This window comes from Acinetobacter legionensis, from assembly GCF_048551735.1.
GTDB lineage: Bacteria > Pseudomonadota > Gammaproteobacteria > Pseudomonadales > Moraxellaceae > Acinetobacter.
The window spans coordinates 1-23,060 of record NZ_JBIMBV010000009.1; the positions used below are offsets into that span (position 1 = coordinate 1).

The window sequence follows — 23,060 nt, forward strand, 5'->3', positions numbered from 1 at the left end:
ATCAGATGTATCAGATGTATCAGATGTATCAGATGTATCAGATGTATCAGATGTATCAGATGTATCAGATGTATCAGATGTATCAGATGTATCAGATGTATCAGATAGTTCTGACATACATCAGAATTCCGTACAACATCCTTTATGGGGTATCGGTTTTGTCACTTTTTCAAATGAGTCATTCTTACAGATCCGATTCCCTGAAATTAATGAAACAAAAAAGATTCCCAAAAACTCGAAAGCTATAAAATATATTTAAAATGAAATAAGCCACTCTGTCCGAGTGGCTTATTTTTATGAAATTGATATTGCTTTCCAACTATAAGTTTCTTTATCTCTCTGTTTACTGAAGATAGCTTGTACATTTATTAGTGCTTTATCCTCAATATTCTTGATTAAGTTTGGTGATACAAAGACATCATTAACAAATCCGAACCCTTTTGAATTTTTACGTAATTCACCTTTTTCTTCTTTCATATCAGTAATTTTTGCACTATTAGCTAATTCCACATGTGAAATTTCAATCCGCTGTGATTTGGCATTAATTGTTGAAAAGCATTTTACTTTAGAGCCTATCGATATTTTATATTTTAAGTTTCTTAAGATATTTTGATCTAACTTCAATTCTTTATCTTTATTAAGAAAAACTTTCACATTCTCGTAATCATCACTGATATAGCTAATGATACCAAACTGTTGATTAGTACACTCCCAATCGTCCCCATCCATCCGCTCAACAACATTTACTACTAAATTCTGATTGGAGTCTTCTTGGATACCTAATGTAACTAATACTGGAGCTCCCTTCTTCATTTTAAGATGATTAAAACCATTAGCGAGTAATGACTCAAAATTATTACCATTTTTTATAGAAAACTTAGCAAATTCTTTTGTTTTTTTACCATCTCGCTTAATTTTTAATTGCCCTATATATGTTGCAGAAATTTTTCTAATTTCATCAAAACATAAAGTCAAAGCATCTGATGCATGCTCTTCATAAAATTCTTTAGCTAATTTTGAATCTTTCTTATCTGGATCAAACCAACTATTTTGAGTTAAACGATTTAATTCTTCAGGCAAATTCCATTGATTCTCATTTCTAATATTAATTGATTGATTGATTTCAAAACTTGCTTCATCAAACATCTCTAAACTGATTAAAAGTTTAGCAAAATCAAAATGAGCCGTAACTAAAAATTTTTCTTCCGTTTTACAAAGCATAGCTTTACAAAAACATGCTAAAGCTAAATCCTTTTGTTCAAACTGATAAACTCTTGCAGCTTCAGCCCAAACCCAAAATTCAGATTTTTTCAACTTTAAAACAGATGATAGCACTTGACTTGCATTTTCATAATTTTCCATACGTCTTAAGACAGCGACAGCATCCCAATCTAGCCAAATAGCATCCTCAGCTGATAACTTAGATCGTGCCTGATTAGCCCAATCCAAACAAAAGTCTGCTTGTTCCTTTTTCAGCTCTTGAACAGATTTCGCCCATTTACATAGACCTCTAGCAATTTCATAAGCTACAGGAAGACTGCGACGATCTTTACCCTGCTTATCTACATAAGTACTGACTTCCCAATCTTCAGCTCTCAAAGCGACTTTGCCAAACCAGTTTACATAATTATAAAAATCAGGAAAATGTATTGCATATGGGCTGATCAATTGCAATATCATTGAAAATGCCATTTCTGGTCGACGCGTTTCTCCTTTAATATAATCCTCAAAAGTTTTTATTAATTGCTGAACAAGTCTTTGATCAATTGGATCTGTTTGTTTTAGCTTAGTAGTGATTTCTTTTATTTCAGAATAATATGTCCACTCAATTTGACTTTTTAGTTGAAGAGAATTTGGGGATTTCTGCAACTCTACTCGCGCTAAATCCCTAGCTCGTAGATAATCACCATTCTTTCTAATTTGACTAATTTCTTGCCAATTCATCTTAACTATCACAATCGATCAATATTTCTAGATTATATTCCAATAATAATCTTATTTTTCATAATTTTATGTTAAATGATTTAAATCTAAATAAGCGATAGCTATTTAATATTAAATTATCCACAACACTATCAACATCTATATTTGATCAATTTTGGACAACTCCCAGTATCTTAGACATCTGGATTTCCTCAAAATGAGGCAACCCAGATGAAGATATTGGTAACTATTCAGATCTTGTCTAAATCAATTTAATCAAATCCTTACTTAGATCTGTACTTGGTTTCAACATATCATCAGCAAGTGCACGTTTACTTGATAAAAGTTGGTCTAACTTTATCTCAAAAGTGTCAAAATCATTTGCAGCAATTGACGGATAGTAAACAAAAACTTCTTTATCTTGACCAATACGATATGCACGATCAGTCGCTTGATCTTCCTTTGCAGGATTCCAACTACGTGTATAATGGATCACATGATTAGCACGTTGTATATTTACGCCAAATCCTACAGCGGTAGTAGACAGAATAATAATATTAAACCCGTACTTCTCTTGAAATTTATCAATTAAGTTTTGTCTGGTTAACCCTTTCTTACCACTGGTATTAGAATCACCATTTACTGTTGTAATATTTAATCCAAATCGCTCCATCAGAATTCGCTTAAGAAAAACTTGTATATCTCTAAATTCAGTAAATATTATTACTTTTTCATTTTTTTGTTTTATTGATGCTAATGTTTCAAACAACCAATTTACTTTTGGAGAATCTTTCAAGCTTGCGGTTGGGTAAAAGTGTAAAGGATGAGCACATATCATCCTCATACTATGTAAAGAGCTTAACATTGCTCCCTGATTACCTTCATCAGTTAATTTTTTGAATCGGTTGACTACATCAATATACAATTGTCTTTGCAATAAACTAATTTGAATATCTTTACAGCTATCGACCTCGACTTTAGCAGGTAAATCTGCGACATCATGTTTCATTCTCCTTAGAACTTGAGGAGCAATGATTTCACGAAGTTTTATAAGAGCCGTTTCATCAGTTCCTTCTACATTTTCAATAGGTTTGCGATACATTTTTCCAAACTCATTGAGTGGGCCTAATAAGTTTTCTTGTATAAAATCAAAGAGACACCAAAGATCAGTTAAAGAATTTTCAACTGGTGTTCCTGTACATGCTATTTTAAAATCTGCTTTCTGAGCTTTTGCCGCTTTAGTTACCATAGCTGTGGGAACTTTAATCTTTTGTGCTTCATCACATATCATGATACTCCAGTCTTCTCTTGCCAAAGAAAACTCAAGATCACGCATTGTCTCATATGTCGTTAAAACAATATCCGCATTACCACGCCAGTCCTCCTCAAGAAGATTTGTAATACCGTGATTTTCGCGTAGTTGTGATGAAATGAGATGTTTAGGAATTTTCCTTTCCTTTAACTTATCACCGTACAAACTTAGTATTTTTGGAAATTTATTACTAAAAAATCGATTAGCTTCAGCTTCCCAATTTTCTAATAATGAAACTGGAGCAACGACCAATACAGGTTTCTTAACTTTAGTATTTTCTAGATATTCACCAATAAAACATAATAGTTGAAGTGTTTTACCTAATCCCATATCATCTGCCAATAAACACCCACTCACTTGTTCTGGCGCATACTGATGCAGATTCTGTAGCCAGGCCACTCCATACGCTTGATGCTGCTTTAAACTAAATTCATTATTTCTAAAACTAGTTGGTAATCTTGCTGATGGGGGATTATTTTCATCAAAAATTAATAGCTCTGCTCGCTGTTTAGTAAATTCAGCCTCATCAATATTGTTCGCAATTAACAACGTATCTTTCTTTTTCTTAGGTTGAGGAGTTTCCTTCTCTATTAACTTTTCATCTTGATCTTTACTTTTTGAAGTACGTAGTTGATTTAATAGAGTCTGAGCATGCTCGAGAGATAATTTTCTATCCGTATTTGGCACTACAATTTCATTTAAATTACTTTGCTCAGCGTCTCTAATACATTTTTCTAGTTGTGCTATATTTTGCTCTAAATTTTCATCTTGCAACTGCAGTTCCAAATCCATTAAATGTTGCGGTAGCCATTCTGATTCACCACTATCTCTTTTAATAAATTCAGAGTTAAGTTTTTCAGCCTCACCAATACCAATTACACGCCCACTGTAATTAGATAAATCTAGCACTTGTTTTGCTTGCAGCTCATCTTGATATTTTTTTATTTCATCTAAATCATTTTTTAAATCTTGAATCTGCTGATCTAAATAACTATTTCTTTCAATTTCATATCCAGCCCACATAAAAAATGGAGATTTTTTCTCATAGGCTTGAACAAAATAATAAGTCTGATCTAAGTTATGTAGCTCTAAATGAATAGGATTTTTTTCTCTTTCAGAGTTTTCATAAAGCTCTAATTTTGCTGATATATAATGCTTTAACTCATCATAATTTTTTTCTATTTGTAATGTATAAGTATAAATTCCTGCTTGCTGCTTTACAGTTTCAAAACTTTCCGGTGAAATAACATCAATCGCATCATCACCCAGTTGAGCAAATGGGTTATGTAAAAATGCCTGAGCTCTTTCACCTGAGACACGTCTACTTGGCATTTTTTTTATTTCAGTTAGCACTTGCTTCACCGAAGGAGGAATTACAACATGCGCAATACCACCATCGGGTAGACTAATACTGTATTGATCCTGAACATGATTATATTGATCGAATGTTTTTAACCAATTGAATGGGGCTTCATCAAATGTAGGTTGAATCTCTACAATTGATTCCTGGCTTATTAGATTTTTACGAAGATTTAATTGTAACTTCTCAGGTGCAAGAACTACTGTCTTTCTTAAAAACTCATCTAAATTCGCATTCGCTTTATGTGCTAAATTACGAATCTTAGCCCAATATTTCTGATTTAATTCTTTATCTTTATTTTCTAATCTTGAAAATTCTTTTAATTTTTCGACAAGTCTAAAGCCTTGTTCATTTAATAGATATTCTACGCCATCTATTATTAACACCCCCCCTTTGCGCTGAATAATATTTTTAGCCTTAACATTATTTTCGTTTAACCATCCATCTAGAATAATTTTAAAATTCGAATCACTTAAACCACCCTCACTTTTAATCACTGGTCTTAACGAAGTTTGTTTTGGCAAGTTAAGCAAGCTAATAACATTTTTATGCTCCTCATCCTGTAGAATTTGAAAGAGTTCTTCCCAAGGAAGCATGTAGTGCTCATCTACAAGATAAGCTAAGTCCTCTTCTTCAAGACTTTGCCAATAGAAATCTGTATCTGATTTAGCCTTTTCTAATATTGAAAAAGTAATACCAAGCTCGTTATAACTGAATAGCTTTGAAACATGTTTCAGCTCTTCATCTTGTACGACATCATTGCTTTTCTTTCTTTTCCAAAATGCTAATTTCATAATTTTTCCTAATTCTTACTATATCTATTGTTAATTTTTTTCACTTTTTCATGATTAAGAAAGACTCCTAATTCTTCCATCCTACCGTCAAAACGTGATTGCCAACCTGGTGTATGACTTAACTTAAGCAAATTATTCCAAGGCTTTAAAGTATCTCGATGTACCTCTAACTTATTTTCACTGTATGGAATTTTATTAACAATAAAACATGCATTTCCAGTATCAGAGAAATCAATCACATATAGATTTTCGATTCTTAGCATGAATGCATTGTTAGTCTGAGTGGATCCTACTAATTTTTTCAAACGCCCTCTGTTTAACTCACGAAATTCTCTATGTTGAGGTTGTTTAGACTGGAAAGCAGCTGGACCTAAAAAAATTTGAGAAAAAGAAATTTTATCTATATATCTAATCCAGTAGTTAAAACGATTTATATCTGCTGATGAACTAAATAATTTAAAAAAAGCTTCTAGGTCAGCTCGTACAAACCATTGAATGACCATACGTTTAGTATCTGCATTGACATTATTCCAACCGGCAGATGAATCATATTGTGGATTACCCCATTGATTCAAAGCTAAATGCTTCAAAACTTCATACACTTGTTCCCGCTTAGAAGTCCTAGCGTATCGCTCTAATAAAGCTATAAGAATATCATTGGTATATAAAACATTTTGTTCGGCTAATTTTAGAAAGCGAGGAGTAACTTTGAAATACTCATCTTCATTCATCATTTTGACAGCTTGAATAGAGTTCTTAATCAAATCATCCCAAAACCAGCTATTAGCGGCTATTTTCAAACTATCTAAATCATTTTGAATGCCACTTACATCTTTATCATATATGAATCCATGTACAAACACTTCTGTAGGTAATTCAGATAAAAGCTCGGAATAATCCAAAAGTGTATTCATCCATTTTTTGGGACGCTTTAAATCCTTATAAACGCTCGATCTGTGTGTTTTTAGTATTTCTCTTAATTGAACCCAAATTGCTGGCTTATCTTTTACATCATCATCTTCTAAAGCAAAATAGCTATATAATAAAGGGAAATAAACCAATCCTATAAGACCAACGTCTGCTTGTTTAAAATGATGAATAATCCTTTTACCGATTTCACTAAAAATCAGTTTCTGTTTATTATCTGGTAAAGTTTTGCTTAAAGCCCATGCTAAATTTTTCCAATCTCTTCGTGTGAACGACTCAAAACCCGAGTACTCTAATTTAGAAATGGTCCTAAAAATTTTTTCATCTAAAGGAATTGTATTTTCTAAATCATCAAATCTTTGTTCGAGAACGTTAAGCGTTTTAATCAGTCGCTGAGGTTTTACAAATTTTGAATGTGTATATTGTTCACTAGAAGAATCGCAAAGCTTTTGTCCTAAACGCAATTTTAGTTTTTCTATACTCATACTTATCACCTCGCCAACTGGCAAGTTTCCACAGGAGCGGAAACAAAATGAGGTTGAGGTTCTGAGGTCTCCTTTTCTTTTAAGCCATAAAATTGCATTCTAAGCTCCACACGACGTGAAGCTTCTTTACTATCTTTAGCTGAATTAAAAGAAACTCCCCCTGCAAGAAACAATTGTTTCACTTGATTTTTTTGTTGTTCAGTCAAGGATAGACCTGAACTAAATTTTGGATCAAGTAAACTGCACATCACCCATTCGGAACGACGTAAGCTCAAATTTAAATTATACAAATATGAACCATCTGTATCTGTAAAGCCTTCAATCACAATTTGCTTAAACCACTTTTCACCTTGTGGGTTATTCGCCTCTTCAAGAATAATCGGCACAATTGTATTGAGTCGATTTTGACCTACTTCATTTAACCGATAATCATTATGTGAAAAACGCCCAGCCTCGCCAAAATTTATTCGATTATTTTTACAATCGACTTCAATACCTGCATCTTTCAACTTCGCACTATGCTTGATACTTTGGCAAATATTTAAAATTTCTGCACTTCGTTGATCTTCAGCTTGAGTAGCTTCATTAATTTTTTTCGTCACAATCATAAGCGATACAGCCATAACCACGAGGAAAAGAGTCATTAGGGCTGTCATTAAATCTGCAAATGAAATCCAGAATGGTTTTTCACCTTCATCTTTAGGCCGTGCCTTTTTAGAGTACCGATTACCCAACATATTTCATGTACTCCAAATTTAGCTTTTCTTTTGTCTAACGAGATCCTCTAGATCCTCGACAAAACTACCCAATCCTTCAACCCCACTTGAAAGGCGCTTAACAGCTTGGTCAAGCGTATTATCATAAATCCCAAGAGAATGGTTAAGACTCGTTTCCACAGAAGTCCCAAAACTTTCAAAACTTTTAACTAGTACATCACTAACTTGTTCAAGATAATCCTGTATCTCTTTTTTCACTTGATTTAATGCGGTTGTCATTTGATTCATATCATCTAGCATTTTCGTGCTCATGCCCGCTTCAGATTGAGCCTGTTGAATTAGACCGTCAAGTGCCCCTATCGCCTTATTAACAGCATCCTGTGAGTTCTTATAATCACCCAATAAAGAAAGAAGATTGTTACTTGCACTAGTTAAATGAGTAGAAATAGCAGTTACTTCTGAGATAAGTTGTGATGTCTTATCGGTAACGCTAATCAATGTAGTACCTGCACTATTAAATTGTTCCGAAGCTAGACGCATTTTTTCTGCGCCATTATTCATCCCTGTAATGCTATCAGTGGTCACGTAGGTGAGTTTCTGAATATTTTCCTTATAGGCATCAACAGCATTTTGGCTATGGATAATCAATTCTTTGATTTCAGTTCCTAGATTGTTAATTAAACTTGAAGACTGTTCATGTAGTTTCTGTTGATTATCTGCAATGACTTGGTCCTGTTCCATGCGTTGTTTAGCAATATCGGCCATTACGCTGGACATAGTTCCACCCATATGCCCTATAAGTTCAGAAACCTTACCATTTAATTGATCTATTGCATGTTGTCCTTGTTCACCAATTTTTTCTGCACCTTTCGATAAATGTTCTACCATGGAATTCATTTGCTCAGACATCGTATTTTGCTTTAACTGAATATCTTCAATCATTTTAGACATCTGAATTTCTAAATTTTTTGCACTACTTTCACTATTTACTTTCATGTCTGTAAGTAACTGAGTAAAACCAAGTTGCATTTCTTTCATAGCAGATACTGATTGAGTCATCATCTCACTCATACCAGTCATTTGAGAACCAAATGTAGATTCTAACTTTGTCATGAAAGCTGTAAGCACATCTGTCATTAATTCCTGCACAGCAGAGCTTTGATCACCACTCACCTGCTGTACACTGGAGGCAATTTTTTCTAATGGCGCTTGTAAGTTATCCGAAATGGACTGACCTATCTGATCTGCCATGTCTTTACTAGTCTTGCTATAACTTTCAGTTAATTGTGCAGTAAACGCTAGCTGATTTTTCTTATTTTCATCAATTAAATTAGTCATCATAGTTTTTAAGTCATTAACTAGACTATCTTTTAACTGTCGAGCATTAGTTTCATTTGCTTGTGATGATTTTAACAATTGAGATAAATATTCTTCACTTGTTTCATCAGGTTCAAACTTCAAATCTATGGCTGTCGTAAGCTGTTCTAATTTCTCATAGCACTCTCTTAACCAAAACTTCTCTTTCCATGTAATTAGCATAGCGATTAAAATTGCTAACCCAGAAGCCATGAATGCTTCACCTACCCCACCTAACAGTAGAGCAAGACTACTTTGTACCTTCGCAGGATCGCCAGCAGGATCAAATGCGAGTAAACCGAATAAAAGACCTAAAAATGTTGCAATAATACCTACACCAGTAATAATTCCTGGAATATGTTTATAAAAATCAACTTTTAGTGGTGTATCAATTATTGCTATTTGAGAAAAAAACATGTCACTTGAGACCGTTGACCTCGATGAAATTATCTGAAACTCACCATCAACTTCTTCTCTAATATCATGTAAAGAGTTTTTATAGTTTTCCCACGCATGTTTAAGAGTAGGATTCGCTGACAAAAGACTGTTTAGTGAATTTTTACTTTCTTGAAAATTCACTCCTTCATCGACATTTTTAATAATATCATCAAGCTCTTTAGCTAAGCGTTTAGCCGGAGTCCAGTATTCTTTAACAAAGAAAAACATCACTACAGAAACGAAAATTGCCATTGCTATTGGAATGACATAAAAACCCTGTAAAAACTCTGCAATAGCTAAAAAACTCACTACAAACCCCATAATATTTTTATAAATAACAATTAGAAAATTATATCAAATAAATCACTCTCCATATATCTTCTTCATTCAATCTAATAGGAAGAAAATATATTTTGTAAAAACTAATTAAAGTTTAACGATAACTTTTCTAAAATTTTTACTTTAGCTTGATCAAGCAAATCTGGATTTGTTTTAATACTTAGGGATTCTCGAGCTTTATTTCCTAAGAAATACGCAATTCTTTCTGCATTGGCACCTGAGGGATGTGGCAATCCAAATAAAACTTGGTGATCTTCTAATGATCCTTGTTGAATTAAATATTCAAAAACTTAGCTAACTTTAGGACCAAGAGGAATATAAATTGCTTTCGGCAATTGGCGAATTTCTTCCATTAAATAAGCATCAATCATTTCATTTAATAATGGGTGTTTATACCAACAAATACAACCTTTGCATTCTTCGTAATATAATCAAATGGAATATAAAAACAACTAATACTTCCATCCTGTTTAATTCTCAATGGCTCTAAATTTACTAAGTCATTAATCATGCCAATTTTTAATTTTTTAATGGCTGTAACCATACTTGAGTATGACGTTGTGCCCATATTCCCCCTCTAGGAGTCAGTTTGTATGAATAGTGAAGAAGCTTCATTACTATCTGTATTATAAGTAGTTATAATATTTCTATCATCTACTACAATATTTTCTGAGATGGTGGCAGTTTAACTCACACTAAATGGTAAATTAAGACAAAAGTTTATTGAGATTTTTTTATTCAGTTTTGATCCATCTTTTACCCAACCAAAATTTTTGATACGCAAGAGTACGCTTACAATCTTTGGATAGATTTCTCTGATCTAGAAATAAATTTTTTTACGATATTTCAGATATCCAATAGCAAACAACACCAATGTACCCAGTATCAAATACCGATTCACTATTTTCCCGCGAATTTTAGCATCAAAATTCACAATGAATTGATCCAGAAAAGGTGTCATCTGCGTCACACTACGTGTCTCAAAATAATGACCTAGTTGATAATTGAGCCACACAATAACACCAATACAAAATAAGAAAAAGATACAAGGAAGTACCCAAACCTTTGGATAACGATCCATAACCATCAGGAATGTATAAAACTCCCCTTGTATCCAACTCCTCATATATTGTCCTTACCGCATAACACCCTGTTGCAGGCTATATTTCCATGACATTCTAAAAGCAGTATCTTTTGAATATTGCTTATACATATCCATATCAACCTTTCTTTGACGCAACATAACTTCATTCATGATCTTATCAAAGGCTAAATCTTTGGTATGCGGATCAGGGTTATTTAAATACTTACTCTCAAAATCAGCATGTTCCTTGATTTGTTTTAAAATATTCACAAATTTTACTTTCTGCTCTTCAGGAGTTGCAGCCCAACCACCAAACCAACGTTCATTAAATGTTTTAATAATTTCATCTAAAGGGTCTTCTTCCAATTCCCCTCCATGAGCACCACGAGGATTCGAGTTAGTCGGATCAAGAACCGTTTCTTCAGCATCTAACTCAATCTGTTCATTAAGCTTTTTACGCTGTAAACCATAGGAGTTTAAATCCACTGAGTTTAACAACTCATCTAAGGCATCAGCCTCAGGATCTTCAATTTTCAATTTCGGAATCAAGAATTTTAAGAACCAATACAACTTTTCCCAAGCTGGAACTTCATATGGCAAGATTGATGCCATCTGTCCATAAATCTTCACAAATTGCTTTGCCTTGATCTTGAAATCAGCTTTATCTTCAGCAGTGAGTTCTAATTCAGCATCAAAACGTGCAACGGCGATATCAATAATCGGACTCAGTTTTTCTGCATCAACTGAATCAAAGTATTTTTTGGCAAAGTCTTCCACTTCCGATGACTCATATACCCCAACACCATCCAACTCATCTTTCAATTCATTGAGTACATTAATATTTGTGGCTTGTGACAATGTGGTCGAAGTGTAGAAACGATCAAAAGACTGTTTGATATCTTCTATTTCATTAAAGAAATCCAATACAAATAAATCTTCAGTTCGCTTCCCTAATTTAGGTGCAGAACGGTTCAAACGAGAGAGTGCTTGAACGCACAACACGTCCGCTAACTTTTTATCCACATACATCGTGCAAAGCTTCGGTTGATCGAAGCCTGTTAAGTATTTATTCGCAACAATGAGCAATCGATACTGATCTTCATTCACGCCTGCAAGCTTCTTTTCACCAACATGGCCCCGATCAAACATATCTTTGGTGTCATTGTCAGAGAATCCATTGAGAATCGCTTCTGTATATTCAATACCATCGACTTTCTTCTCACCAGAGAAAGCAATAATGGCTTTAAATGGATAGCCTGCCTGCTCGAGCAGTCGGTCAATCGCTTTATAATATCGGATCGCAGACTCAATATTTTGAGTCACAATCATCCCTTTTGCTTTACCTTTTAACTTCTTGGTATTTACAACATGCTGGATGAAATGATCAAGCATCACTTCAGCTTTGATATCGATCGTCTGCTGTGTTTTCTCTACATAACTTCTTAATGTTTTCTGCGCTTTTTTCGTATCAAATAACGGATTAGCTAAAATCGATTTTTCAATTTCATAGAAGCTCTTGTAGGTCGTATAGTTCGACAAGACATCTAGAATAAATCCTTCTTCAATCGCCTGTTTCATCGAATACAGATCAAAAGGTTTAAAAGAACCATCAGCTTGCTTTTCACCAAACTTTTCTAAAGTCGTATTCTTTGGTGTTGCAGTAAAGGCAAAATAGGATGCATTGCCTTTCATCTTACGTGCCAACATCGCACTTAGAATTTTGTCTTGAACATCGACCCCATCAACGTCTTCGTTAGCCTTGCCCATAACTTCATTCATTTTGTCATGTGCAACACCTGATTGAGAACTATGTGCCTCATCAATGATCACAGCAAAACGCTTATCACTTAAGTCTGCAATTCCATCAATTATGAAAGGGAATTTTTGGATTGTAGTAATAATAATTTTTTTGCCATTTTCTAAAGCAGATTTCAATTCTGAGGACTTATGAGCATGCGTCATAATATTTTTAACCTCAGAAAACTCCTTGATGTTCTCTTTAAGCTGTTTATCAAGAATACGGCGATCCGTCACCACAATCACTGAATCAAATAATGGATGTTCTAGTCCTCGGCTTCCTGCAATGTCTTCTTCTTCTGGGTAGGCTTCAATCAACTGAAATGCCGCCCATGTAATCGAATTTGACTTACCTGAACCTGCAGAATGCTGAATGAGATATGTCTGCCCTACGCCACGTGCAGAAACATCATGAATAAGACGTCGTACTACGCTGAGCTGATGATAGCGCGGGAAATAGAGAGTCCTTTTATCTAATAAGGTTTTCTCATCGCCATCTAGTCGTACGAAGTGCTGAATGATATTAGCTAGACTATCTTTAGAAAGCAGTTCTTCCCATAAATATGCAGTTTTATGACCTTCTGGATTTGGTGGGTTCCCTGCTCCTGCATTATGTCCTTTATTAAATGGCAAGAAGAAAGTATTCGCACCTGCTAGCTTCGTAGTCATATAGACTTCATCAGTATCTACAGCCATATGCACGATACAACGTGCAAAGTTGAGTAATGGCTGAGTAATATCTCGATCTTGTTTATATTGCTTCTGCCCATGATGACGAGCATTTTGCCCTGTCCATTCATTCTTTAATTCAAAGGTAATGATTGGAATACCGTTAACAAACACCACCATATCAATTTCTTGCAGTGGGTTAGCTTTTGAATAGCGTAATTGGCGAGTCACACTGAAAATATTCTGCTTGAATCGATCTTTGATCTTCTGAGAACTACTTGCTAACGGTGCTGGGTACATCAACTGAAAATGCGCTTGATCTACGGCGAGACCTTTTTTAAGCAAATGAACTACCCCATGCTTACGAATCATTCGATCAAAGCGTTCATAGATTTTTCTTTGCCAATCGTGTGGGTTAAATTTTTGAATCTTTGCCAATTCTTCAGCTTGCGTTTGCTCTAGAAACTGCCAAAAATATTGGGTATCTAGTGCATACAACATGTCAAAACTTGAAGGTGAACCTGACACAAAACCATGATGAGGTAGAGCAATGTCTGTTAAACTTGCTTTGACATTCTCAAGGCATGTTCCAGTTAGTGCCTTTTCAATTGCCATTTCTAAAGCACGTTCATTGGTTAAACTGACCATTAGGCAACCTCTTCTCTTTCTGGATGTTTAATTTCATCTAGTACTTGCTGTTGTGCTTTGATGATATATTTAAACTCGTACATTTCTTCACTTGTTACTGGTCTAAAAACATCAACATCTTCTAAATTTTGCTCAATGATTTCATTGATAAACTCACCGTTCTTAAACGTGATTCGAAGCTTATTTTTAACCCTTAAACTTGGCATTGTCTCTCTGTTGGAAACAGATAAATAATCAAGATCTGTTTTTGCTAAACCGTATTCTGGTGACAGCAAGGTGAAATATAAAACATAACTTCTTAGTTCAGCGTGTTTGCCTCTAAGCACCGATGTTTTTAAAAGATAAATAAGATCATTGCTTTCCTTTCTAATGAGAGCATATGAGCAATAGCTAAATATTCTGTTATCAAGAATAAAATATCTTCTCCAATCATAGATTTGAGCCAACTTTTGATTTCTAATAATTTCAAGTTTCGCAAAACTTACATCATCATCTAACAAATCAAATAATATTTTAAGTTGTGGCTCTTTATTTTCTTCAGACACTCTATTTTTATCAAATACAGCCCTCCAATTTTCAGCCCTATCACGATAAGAATTATACGAATCTGAACAAAAACTTAAATTTCTCCCGTATTTTACAAAATAGTTTCCTAAACTTAACAATGATCGATGTAATCGATATTCCTTGTCTTCGATAAAGGCTTTTGTAAATAACTTTTCCGCAATTTCAGCATAATAAGCAAACTTATTCATACAAATGATGTCACCATCTGCCTTTGCATAATCAAGTAAGAAATCAACGCGACCGTGGAAATAATTATGCTTTTCGTATTTATTTAACAATTCTTTCCAAGCTTGATCTTGAAGTATGAGTTGGGCTTTTTCAATCTCATGTTCAATATGTGATTTTTCAAAAGCAGTTTTACTACAAAATTCTATGATGTCTTGCTGTTGGTGCAAAGTGCTAATTTTTTGTAGAACGTTTTCATGACCAATATAGATTGCTAATTGTTCTAGCGCTTCGAGTACTGAGAGCATCAATTTTTCAGAGTTATAGTAACCCTTAGCATTTTTTACTAACCACCCACTAATTCTGTTCCAATCCTCAAATTGATCAATATTTTGAATATACTTAGTAAAATAATAAGTAGTTGCTAAATTTGCTTGCTCTTCATAGGAAGGCTTATCTTTACTTAAGATTTCAAGAATATTGTTTTGGCTTTGTTGCTTTACAATAGCAAAATCTAAAAGCGCTGTTATGTGATCAATCGTATTGCTAACATCATTTGAGAATAGATCTATATATTCAATTTGCGAAATAAATAAATTCAGTCTCAAACGGCTCACTAAACTATCACTATCTTTTTCATCCGTGTAATCAGATTTTTGATTTTTGGATAAATATGCTCTGTACTCACATAACAGACAAATTTTAAATAAGTGAATAAAACTCACATCAAAAGACTTATTCCAATCTTTATTATTACTAGCAGTCCAGATTAAATCAGTCCATTCTGAGTCAATACTCTGAAAAAAAGCATTTGCTTTGCTTGTATCTATTTTATTTTCAAGAAAACCCTGGAGCCATGCTTTAAAATTTTCAAATTCTGTTAGTTGAACCCCCCTGGCATTCATTTTGATATATAGCTCATCGGTTAATGAAAACTCATTCATTGGTAGCAGATAAAAATTCAGAACTGAATGACTACTCAAACTCACCCACAATTTCTCAAGCTCATCCGCCGTCTTTGACCCTAGTAATGAATCCAACTCATCTAACATCGTTAAGATTGAAATAATGGTTGGATCTTTACGCCATACTGCTAAAAACCACGCTTCGTTTTCAATCGCCACGGAAGGCTTACCGATCCATTCCATTTCGACTAACTTCTCAACCAATTGAGAAATGAACAGCTTAGAACTTGTACGCGTTTGATAACTGAATTTCTGTAATTGTCCTTTGATTAAATCAATTTCATTTATATTTGCTTTATTTTTATTCACAAGATAACAATGTAAAAGGAACAAAGTCGTTAGACGTTGTTGCCCATCTAACAATTCAAGTGTTTTTTGATTTAAAGCCCCATAGACAAAATCAAGTTCAAGCTCTTGATTTTCAGTCAAACTTTGTACTAAGGCTTGCAAAAATGCTTTACGGATTTGAGTAATCTTTGGATCATTCTTTCGACCCTGTGCGTAATCACGCTGAATTGTAGGAATAACAATATGATATTGTTCCAATGCTTTCCACAATGTCAATTTAGCCATTTTGATCACCCCTCATTTTCATCGTGAAATTCAATACCATATTGTTTAAAGCAGTCTAACAATGCTTTTTTATAGTTTTTCCTGTCCGCTATATCCCACTTCAGCATGTGGTTTACATCGTCACTAAAATATTTAGAGAAGACCTGTTGTGATGCCAAAGGAATAAAGTTCGCTGTGTTAGTTTTAGCTAATTCATACAGCTCTTTTTCTGCTTGTAAAACTTTCTTTCTTTTAATAAAAAACGGATCATTCCCTATAGAGCGATTATCGCTTTCTGGTAAAAGGCATAAATTATCAAGTGTCTGAATATTTTCTGAAAAACTACCAATCAAGAGTTCTAAAATTTCATTATATTCACTAAACAAAAGTTCTCTTTGTGTAGGATCAGAGACTGTCTCATATTGGCTTAGTATCGCTCTAAGCTTTTGTTTTGAAAAAATGTCTGCTATTTCTCCTAATAATGCCTTTTGCTCAGAGATCCAAACCTTGATTTGATCATCCTTGTTGGATAGTTCCTCACTTTGCTGGGCATGGATATGCTCAATATCCCACTTTACTTGGTTATAGCGTTTAAAAGAAAAACGTGTGTTGTGTCGCTCATATCTAAAAATATTAAATAATATGAGAATAGATTTAATTTTTGGGCGGCATGAGGTGTCATCTACATCATAGAAGATATGATCAAAATCTAATTCTTTGGCATTTTTGTCTTTCTTGAAAAGATTACTTAATTCAAGTTGGATAAAATTTTTTAGCTTCGCTTCAAATTCATCTCGTTTACAGCCCTGTGCAACTAACCAAATCTCTTGGATTGTTTTATATTTCTGACCGATTAGGTATCCAATCAAATGATATAAACGATCATTTTCATACCACTCATTTAAATACTGGAATCCTGAGAGAACCTTTAGCCACTCTGTTTCAATTAAATCTTTCACATCTTGGGCTGATTTAAACTTATTGGCGTAATGGATAAAAGTTTGATGATCCACTTTCAATTTTAACGCTTTTTTATCAGTCGATTTATCCGCAATAAGATCAAAAATGAGTTCAATACGTGTGTGTTTATTGGTTTGTTGTGATGGACTTAAGAATGCCCAAAATTCATCATTTTGTAGCGCTTGCTCTATAGCATCCCATTGATTCGCCATTTCAGTTTGTTTCTGAACTGCAAGATGGTCATTCCCATAAGCTTTCGCAATTTTTTGTAAGAATAATGCTTTGATCAACTCTGCATCTGTTAATGGAATCTTACCCTGATTCAGTCGGCTAAAGATTTCAATAGATTGCTTTTTTGAATCTTGATCCCGATCTACACGTACGGCATACCAAATGACTTTTGTATGATGCAGGAGCTTATCTTTCCAACGTTCCCTGTTAAATTCTGTACCCTTTTTCTCAAACCATTTTTTTACAGCTTGATAAGCCGTATAGAAATAATATGCATCAATCGTTGGTAGGTTATTTTCAGTGAGTCCAGCTAAGTTATTTAAATGCTCTGTACTAGATTCTCTAGTTTCATAACGAAGAGAGAAATATTCCTCATTGGTTAAATAAGTCAAAATAATAAAAATTGTGGTCATACGTTGTTGACCATCAATGAGTTCCCAATAGTATTGTGTACCCTCAGTTTTTCTTTTAACGACTACAGGTTGCAAGCAATAGAAATCGCTTTCCTGCTTTGGTTCAAACTCATCAATGTCATCTAGCAGTTCCGTAACTTGTTGCTGTTTCCATTTATAGCCTCGTTGATAACTATCTACGAAAAAATTAGCCTTCTGTAATTCACTAATGGTTTTCAGCTCCAATGAATTTTCTTTTTGCTCTAAATAAGAAATAAGTTTCTCTAATCGATCATCTGCAATTTCGGACAAATCTGGCTTGTCTTCTAAAAGCCGGCTAATCTGTACCAATAAATTTTCCGTATTCACCCTATACCACCATTTTTAAATCTTTACTTTCTTACTTAATGATTTGATACGCTTCATTCATATATGGCTTAAAGGCTTGCTCAAGCTTCTGAATATGCTCCAAATGCCAAGCCGTATGATTATTCCATAACTCTTGATTATGGCCGTTAGTATGTAAAATAAATTCAATGCGAGATGATTTCTTGTTATCTAATCTGAGCCAATCTAGTGAGTGACCAAACTTACTTTCAATCTCATGTTTACGCTCATAAAAGAAATCAAACATTTGTTTATTCTCTACGGCGTCCTTTCTCGCAAACTCAATATCTACTCGTATCGCTTTCTGCAAGAAAATCAGATGATAAGTGCATTGCGATATACCCGTTGCCGAACTCAGCCAATGATCATTCTTCGGGCTAATATTGTTATAAAGTGAATTATCACTTTGTGAAAAATGAGCAAGCAATTGCTCCCAATATTGGTAGCGAATATCGGTATGATCAGCTTGTTTTACTTTGGCGATGGTTTCTTCATCTTCTTTTCGAGAGAGCCTCACCATATATTCCGATGCTTCAGGAACAGGAATAATTTGCTGAATATCCACCAACAATTGTTCGTCTAGTTTATATGGCGAAACTTTCACGCATTTCACATCAATCTTTCGGTCAAGCAACCACAGTGCTGTATTGGTCACTTCCTTGCGGAACTCCCCCGCGACCAAGATAATACGCTGGCTATTGCGTGGATTAAGTGTCGTAATTGACACGCCCATTTCCTGATGTTCTTCTAAAAAACGTTCAATCAATATTTTGGCGGTATTTTTGACTTGATCCGCATCAAAAGCATGATCATCTAAATCTGCACATACAGGTTTATTGTTAATTAAATATTTTTCAAACACTTCTTCAATATCATCTGAAGTAAACGGTGCAACATAAGACGCATACTTGAGTGCCTGCCATACAGCATCACGCCCACTGTCATCACGTTTATTTTCAATCAGTACAAGCTGTCCTTTCGTGTCTAATGCCAAAAGGTCTAGGCGTTCGCCTGTGCCATCAAAGCCATCGAATTCTTTTTGGATAATCAGCAGTTCTTCACCCAATGCTTCAGGGTGGCTCACCAACCATTCTTGTAAGTCATAACGCTCGGTCAGCTGCTGTTCGCTGAGTTTTGTACCGTCTAATGGTTTAAGTTTTTTGTTGGCTGTGTCTACTGTATATAAGCTCATATTCCCCCCGAAATATTAAAAAACCTAGCCAACCGAAGTTTGCTAGGTTTTATTTTTTATGCCACTTTAATTTTGCCTGTCACAGCGTCATTAATAAGTGTGGTTTTATATTCTTTAAGCTTTTCGATTTGTTGATTCTTAATTTGAATCGCAAAATTTGTTTGTTTCTCAATGGCTTTAATTTGTTCAACAATTTTAAGTTGCTCATCTAAAGGAGGAACAACGGTCACTAATTGTTTAAAGCCATCCCAATATAAGCGTTTACGGAAATCTGTAATACCTTTCGAATAACGATCCATTTGTTGAATAAACTCAGGACAACGATACTGATATTCAAAAAACTCTGAATTGATGAAATCATTTGGTTTGGCAACAATATAGGCTGGGCTGACCATTCCATCTACTGAAACTGCACCAATACCACCTTGCCAAGCTCGCATCATGTTAAAAGCAATATCGCCTTTTTTCACAAGGATATATTTAGATTTATCCTCAATTTTTACACGACCACGTACATTGTCTTCTTCGGAAATTTCTTCATTCGAAACACCTGAATGAATTGAAACAGATAAAAGTGGTAAGCCCTCTTTACCTTGTTCATTGCGTTCTTTGAACATGGTTCTGTTTGCTCTAATTTCCCAATGCTCAGGAATTTGACCAATCCATTCCACACCCGAATCTTTCATCGGTACATTTGGATCTAAACCTTGAGTCACCACTTTTTGAATGACAATTTGCTTACGTTCATTGAGTAAAGCAATTTGCTGTTCTTTAATCGCAATCGCTTGGTCAATTTCATTTACTTTTTTATCTAAGAAACTCACAATAGTTTTTTGTTCTGTAATTGGCGGTAAAAAGATACTAAAATTTTCAATATCTGAAATAGCAACTCCACCAATCAAACCAGACATAGCTAATTTAAATTGTGTTTTAAAAGGATCAGATTTTAAAGTATAAAAAATAAATTTATTAACCTCAGATTTTGAAAACAGGCAAGCTAATTTATTTACAAAAGATACTTCAAATTCAGTAAATGCTACTTTACGTCCCGCACTTCCCCCTTCAATACATATTAAAGTCGAGTTTATGGGTGCGACTTTATAGCCTTTCAAATCCTTAGGAATTGAGAGTCCTGAATTATAGTTAATTGAACTATCATCAACACTAATATCTTTTGATGAAATGTAAGATCTTGAAGATACATCTACAGAAGAAAAAACTTCTTTCTTGTCATTTGAAAGACTATCTCCATTATAAACTTTAGCCACATACTTAATTTTTTTAATAGTCCAATATAGTGGATATTGGGGAAGAATTTGAAGTGTAGGTTTTTGATAAGCATCATATTTTTCAAACATCATGCTTCCCCTTAAAGACCCAAAATCTGTGCAATCAAACCATCCGCTTGCTTTTCAAGACTTAAAATATCTTGAGCTACATCTTCTAAAGAACGCAACGGCTTATGCTGGTAGAAATACTTATTAAAGCTCACCTCATAACCAATCTTCACAGAATCAAGATTAATCCACGCTTCAGCTACATGTGGTTTTACTTCATCTAAGAAATACTGATGAATCTGCTGTTTTAACGGTACAGATTCACTATCACGTAAATCACTATTGCTTTCATAGGTGGTGAACTCACCTTTTTTCGCTGTTGCATAAAAGCCAAAGTCAGCTAAATCAGCTTCTATACAACCTAAATGTACAAGCAAATCAGTCAGCTCAGCTTCATTCAGCTTCACCAATTTTTTCACCACTTTTTCTGCGTTTTCGTCATACCAACTCACTGCATTTAAAATGTTGTTCTTTTCAGAATTCGACAGCTTAATTTTTAAGGCTTTAATCGCTTCATCGACTTTTTTCTTAAACACGTTAAAGTCAGAAAACTCGTCTGTACCCACCTGTTTCATAATACTTAAAGCATTGTACAAAGCTGTTTTTAATGCATCCCAATGCTTAACATCAAATAGCTTGGCTTGTGCTTTATTATTCAGCGTAATCTCCTGTGCTTCACACCACGCCAATACTTCTTTTTTTACCGTATCAAGCTTCGCTTCAGTATAAATATCATCGCCATAAGTGCTATACATATATTCCATCGGCTCAGACAATGACTTATCAAAACGTAAGCCTTGCAAACGCTCTGCACTAAACTGCGCTCTACGACGGTCTGGACGCTCAATATTGACCTTGTAATAACCAAAGTCTTGGTTATCAAACACCTTGCTTGCAATACCGATAGGATCATTTTGCGCATCAAGCTGACGCTCTACATCTTTACCTGCAAGATAAATCTGCATAATTTCCGCAATATGTTCAGGCGCAAATTCACAGTTTTTATTTCCTAAGTTTTTACGTAACTTACGGAACATTAAACTTGCGTCAATCAGTTGCACTTTGCCTTTACGATGCTTAGGTTTGTTATTCGACAACAACCAAATATAGGTGGTAATGCCTGTGTTATAGAACAGATTATTTGGTAACTGTACAATTGCATTCAGTAAGTCATTTTCGATGATGTAGCGACGGATATTACTTTCCCCGCCTCCAGCATCACCCGTAAATAAACTTGAACCGTTATGAACTGAGGCAATACGGCTACCAATGCCATTATGCTCAGGCGATTTCATCTTATTAACCATTTCCATCAGAAACAGAAGTTGTCCATCGCTTGAACGTGGTGTGGCATCACAGCTTTCTTCATTGCTCCAATAGTCTTTCAACTTCACCACAAAACGTGGGTCAACCACATCTGAACCATCTTTGATGTATTTTTGCTCAGATGCCCAGCTCTTACCATACGGTGGATTTGACAACATAAAGTCAAATTTCGTACCAACAAATTCATCTGTGGTCAGGGTCGAACCAACACGAATGTTTTCAGGATTATTGCCCTTAATCATCATGTCTGACTTACAAATGGCATAAGTCTCGTCATTGATCTCTTTACCATACAAAAGCACGTCACGATTGCCTTTTTCCACGGCGTAACGTTCATCAATAAAGTTTTGAGATTCAGTCAACATCCCACCTGAACCGCATGCAGGGTCATAAACCGTAATGGTTAAAGGTAATTTCTCTTGAATTGGGTCAAAGACAAAGTGCGTCATTAACTCAATCACTTCGCGTGGGGTAAAGTGCTCACCCGCCTCTTCGTTATTTTCTTCGTTAAACTTACGAATCAGTTCCTCAAAGACATAGCCCATACCTAAGTTGGTTAATGCAGGCAAGCGATAACCGTCAGGATCTACAGCACTTTCAGGTGTTAAATTGATATATGGCGATAGAAATTTCTCAACAACATCTAAAAGCACATTTTTATGTGACATGTGGCGTATTTGAGCAAATAGGTTAAAGCATTGAATAATTTCCTTAACGTTAGCGCTAAAACCATCTAAGTATTCTTCGAAGTTTGCTAATAAAATTTCAGGGTTATTCGATGCCGCTGTGTTGAGTGAACGTAATGTCCACTTTGATGTGTTATAAAACACATAACCTGATGCTTCTTTTAGAGCCACATCATCAAACTCAGTGAGTTCCATTTCGACTTGTTGATATCTTACTTCTTCAATTACTGCATCTTTAGTTGGTTCTAAAAGTGTATCTAAACGGCGTAATACCACCATCGGTAGAATCACATCACGATATTTACCGCGTACATAGACATCTCGAAGGCAATCATCAGCGATTGACCAGATAAATGAAACCAATTTGTTATGTACTGAATGATCCATAAGAACCCAAAATAAAGCTTAAATTTTTGATGCCTGTATTTAACACTATTTTAAAGTTTTACGGC

General features: G+C 34.7%; 13 protein-coding genes. 1 reads left to right on the plus strand and 12 read right to left on the minus strand.

Going from position 1 to position 23,060, the window contains the following annotated elements; translation table 11 throughout:
• On the plus strand, positions 1 to 259 hold a 259-nt coding region (locus tag ACG9ZL_RS09585; RefSeq protein ID WP_419359836.1), incomplete at its 5' end, for a hypothetical protein.
• A 35-nt stretch (positions 260 to 294) separates the two neighbouring features.
• Here the strand turns inward: ACG9ZL_RS09585 and ACG9ZL_RS09590 are convergent.
• From ACG9ZL_RS09590 to ACG9ZL_RS09645, 12 genes are all read right to left on the minus strand, one after another.
• Positions 295 to 1,944 (minus strand): DUF7017 domain-containing protein, encoded by a 1,650-nt coding sequence (locus ACG9ZL_RS09590; RefSeq protein ID WP_419359838.1) that lies wholly within the window; start codon positions 1,942 to 1,944, stop codon positions 295 to 297.
• A 241-nt stretch (positions 1,945 to 2,185) separates the two neighbouring features.
• Complete coding sequence (locus tag ACG9ZL_RS09595; RefSeq protein ID WP_419359840.1) at positions 2,186 to 5,389, minus strand: DEAD/DEAH box helicase; 3,204 nt, start codon at positions 5,387 to 5,389, stop codon at positions 2,186 to 2,188.
• An 8-nt stretch (positions 5,390 to 5,397) separates the two neighbouring features.
• The gene (locus ACG9ZL_RS09600) at positions 5,398 to 6,801 is read right to left on the minus strand and encodes an EH signature domain-containing protein (RefSeq protein WP_419359842.1); all 1,404 of its coding nucleotides are present in this window, start codon (positions 6,799 to 6,801) and stop codon (positions 5,398 to 5,400) included.
• Between the two features lie 5 nt (positions 6,802 to 6,806).
• The gene (gene zorB1, locus ACG9ZL_RS09605; RefSeq protein ID WP_419359844.1) at positions 6,807 to 7,538 is read right to left on the minus strand and encodes a type I Zorya anti-phage system protein ZorB1; all 732 of its coding nucleotides are present in this window, start codon (positions 7,536 to 7,538) and stop codon (positions 6,807 to 6,809) included.
• An 18-nt stretch (positions 7,539 to 7,556) separates the two neighbouring features.
• Positions 7,557 to 9,632, minus strand: a complete 2,076-nt coding sequence (zorA, locus tag ACG9ZL_RS09610; protein ID WP_419359846.1) for an anti-phage ZorAB system protein ZorA — start codon at positions 9,630 to 9,632, stop codon at positions 7,557 to 7,559.
• A gap of 838 nt (positions 9,633 to 10,470) precedes the next feature.
• Positions 10,471 to 10,776: a hypothetical protein gene (locus tag ACG9ZL_RS09615; protein ID WP_419359848.1), complete on the minus strand. Its 306-nt coding sequence runs from the start codon at positions 10,774 to 10,776 to the stop codon at positions 10,471 to 10,473.
• A gap of 9 nt (positions 10,777 to 10,785) precedes the next feature.
• Positions 10,786 to 13,848, minus strand: a complete 3,063-nt coding sequence (locus tag ACG9ZL_RS09620; RefSeq protein ID WP_419359850.1) for a type I restriction endonuclease subunit R — start codon at positions 13,846 to 13,848, stop codon at positions 10,786 to 10,788.
• Positions 13,848 to 16,118 carry a GmrSD restriction endonuclease domain-containing protein gene (locus ACG9ZL_RS09625; RefSeq protein ID WP_419359852.1) on the minus strand — a complete coding sequence of 757 codons (2,271 nt, stop codon included), beginning with the start codon at positions 16,116 to 16,118 and terminating at the stop codon, positions 13,848 to 13,850. The genes ACG9ZL_RS09620 and ACG9ZL_RS09625 overlap by 1 nt, the downstream gene beginning before the upstream one ends.
• 5 nt (positions 16,119 to 16,123) lie before the next feature.
• The gene (locus ACG9ZL_RS09630; protein WP_419359854.1) at positions 16,124 to 18,049 is read right to left on the minus strand and encodes a DUF262 domain-containing protein; all 1,926 of its coding nucleotides are present in this window, start codon (positions 18,047 to 18,049) and stop codon (positions 16,124 to 16,126) included.
• 31 nt (positions 18,050 to 18,080) lie between these two features.
• A complete protein-coding gene (locus ACG9ZL_RS09635; protein WP_419359856.1) occupies positions 18,081 to 19,259 on the minus strand; it encodes a DUF4268 domain-containing protein in 1,179 nt (392 codons plus the stop codon).
• Positions 19,260 to 19,315: 56 nt separating this feature from the next.
• Positions 19,316 to 20,620 carry a restriction endonuclease subunit S gene (locus ACG9ZL_RS09640; RefSeq protein WP_419359858.1) on the minus strand — a complete coding sequence of 435 codons (1,305 nt, stop codon included), beginning with the start codon at positions 20,618 to 20,620 and terminating at the stop codon, positions 19,316 to 19,318.
• An 8-nt stretch (positions 20,621 to 20,628) separates the two neighbouring features.
• Complete coding sequence (locus ACG9ZL_RS09645) at positions 20,629 to 22,995, minus strand: type I restriction-modification system subunit M (protein WP_419359860.1); 2,367 nt, start codon at positions 22,993 to 22,995, stop codon at positions 20,629 to 20,631.
• Positions 22,996 to 23,060 lie beyond the last annotated feature (65 nt).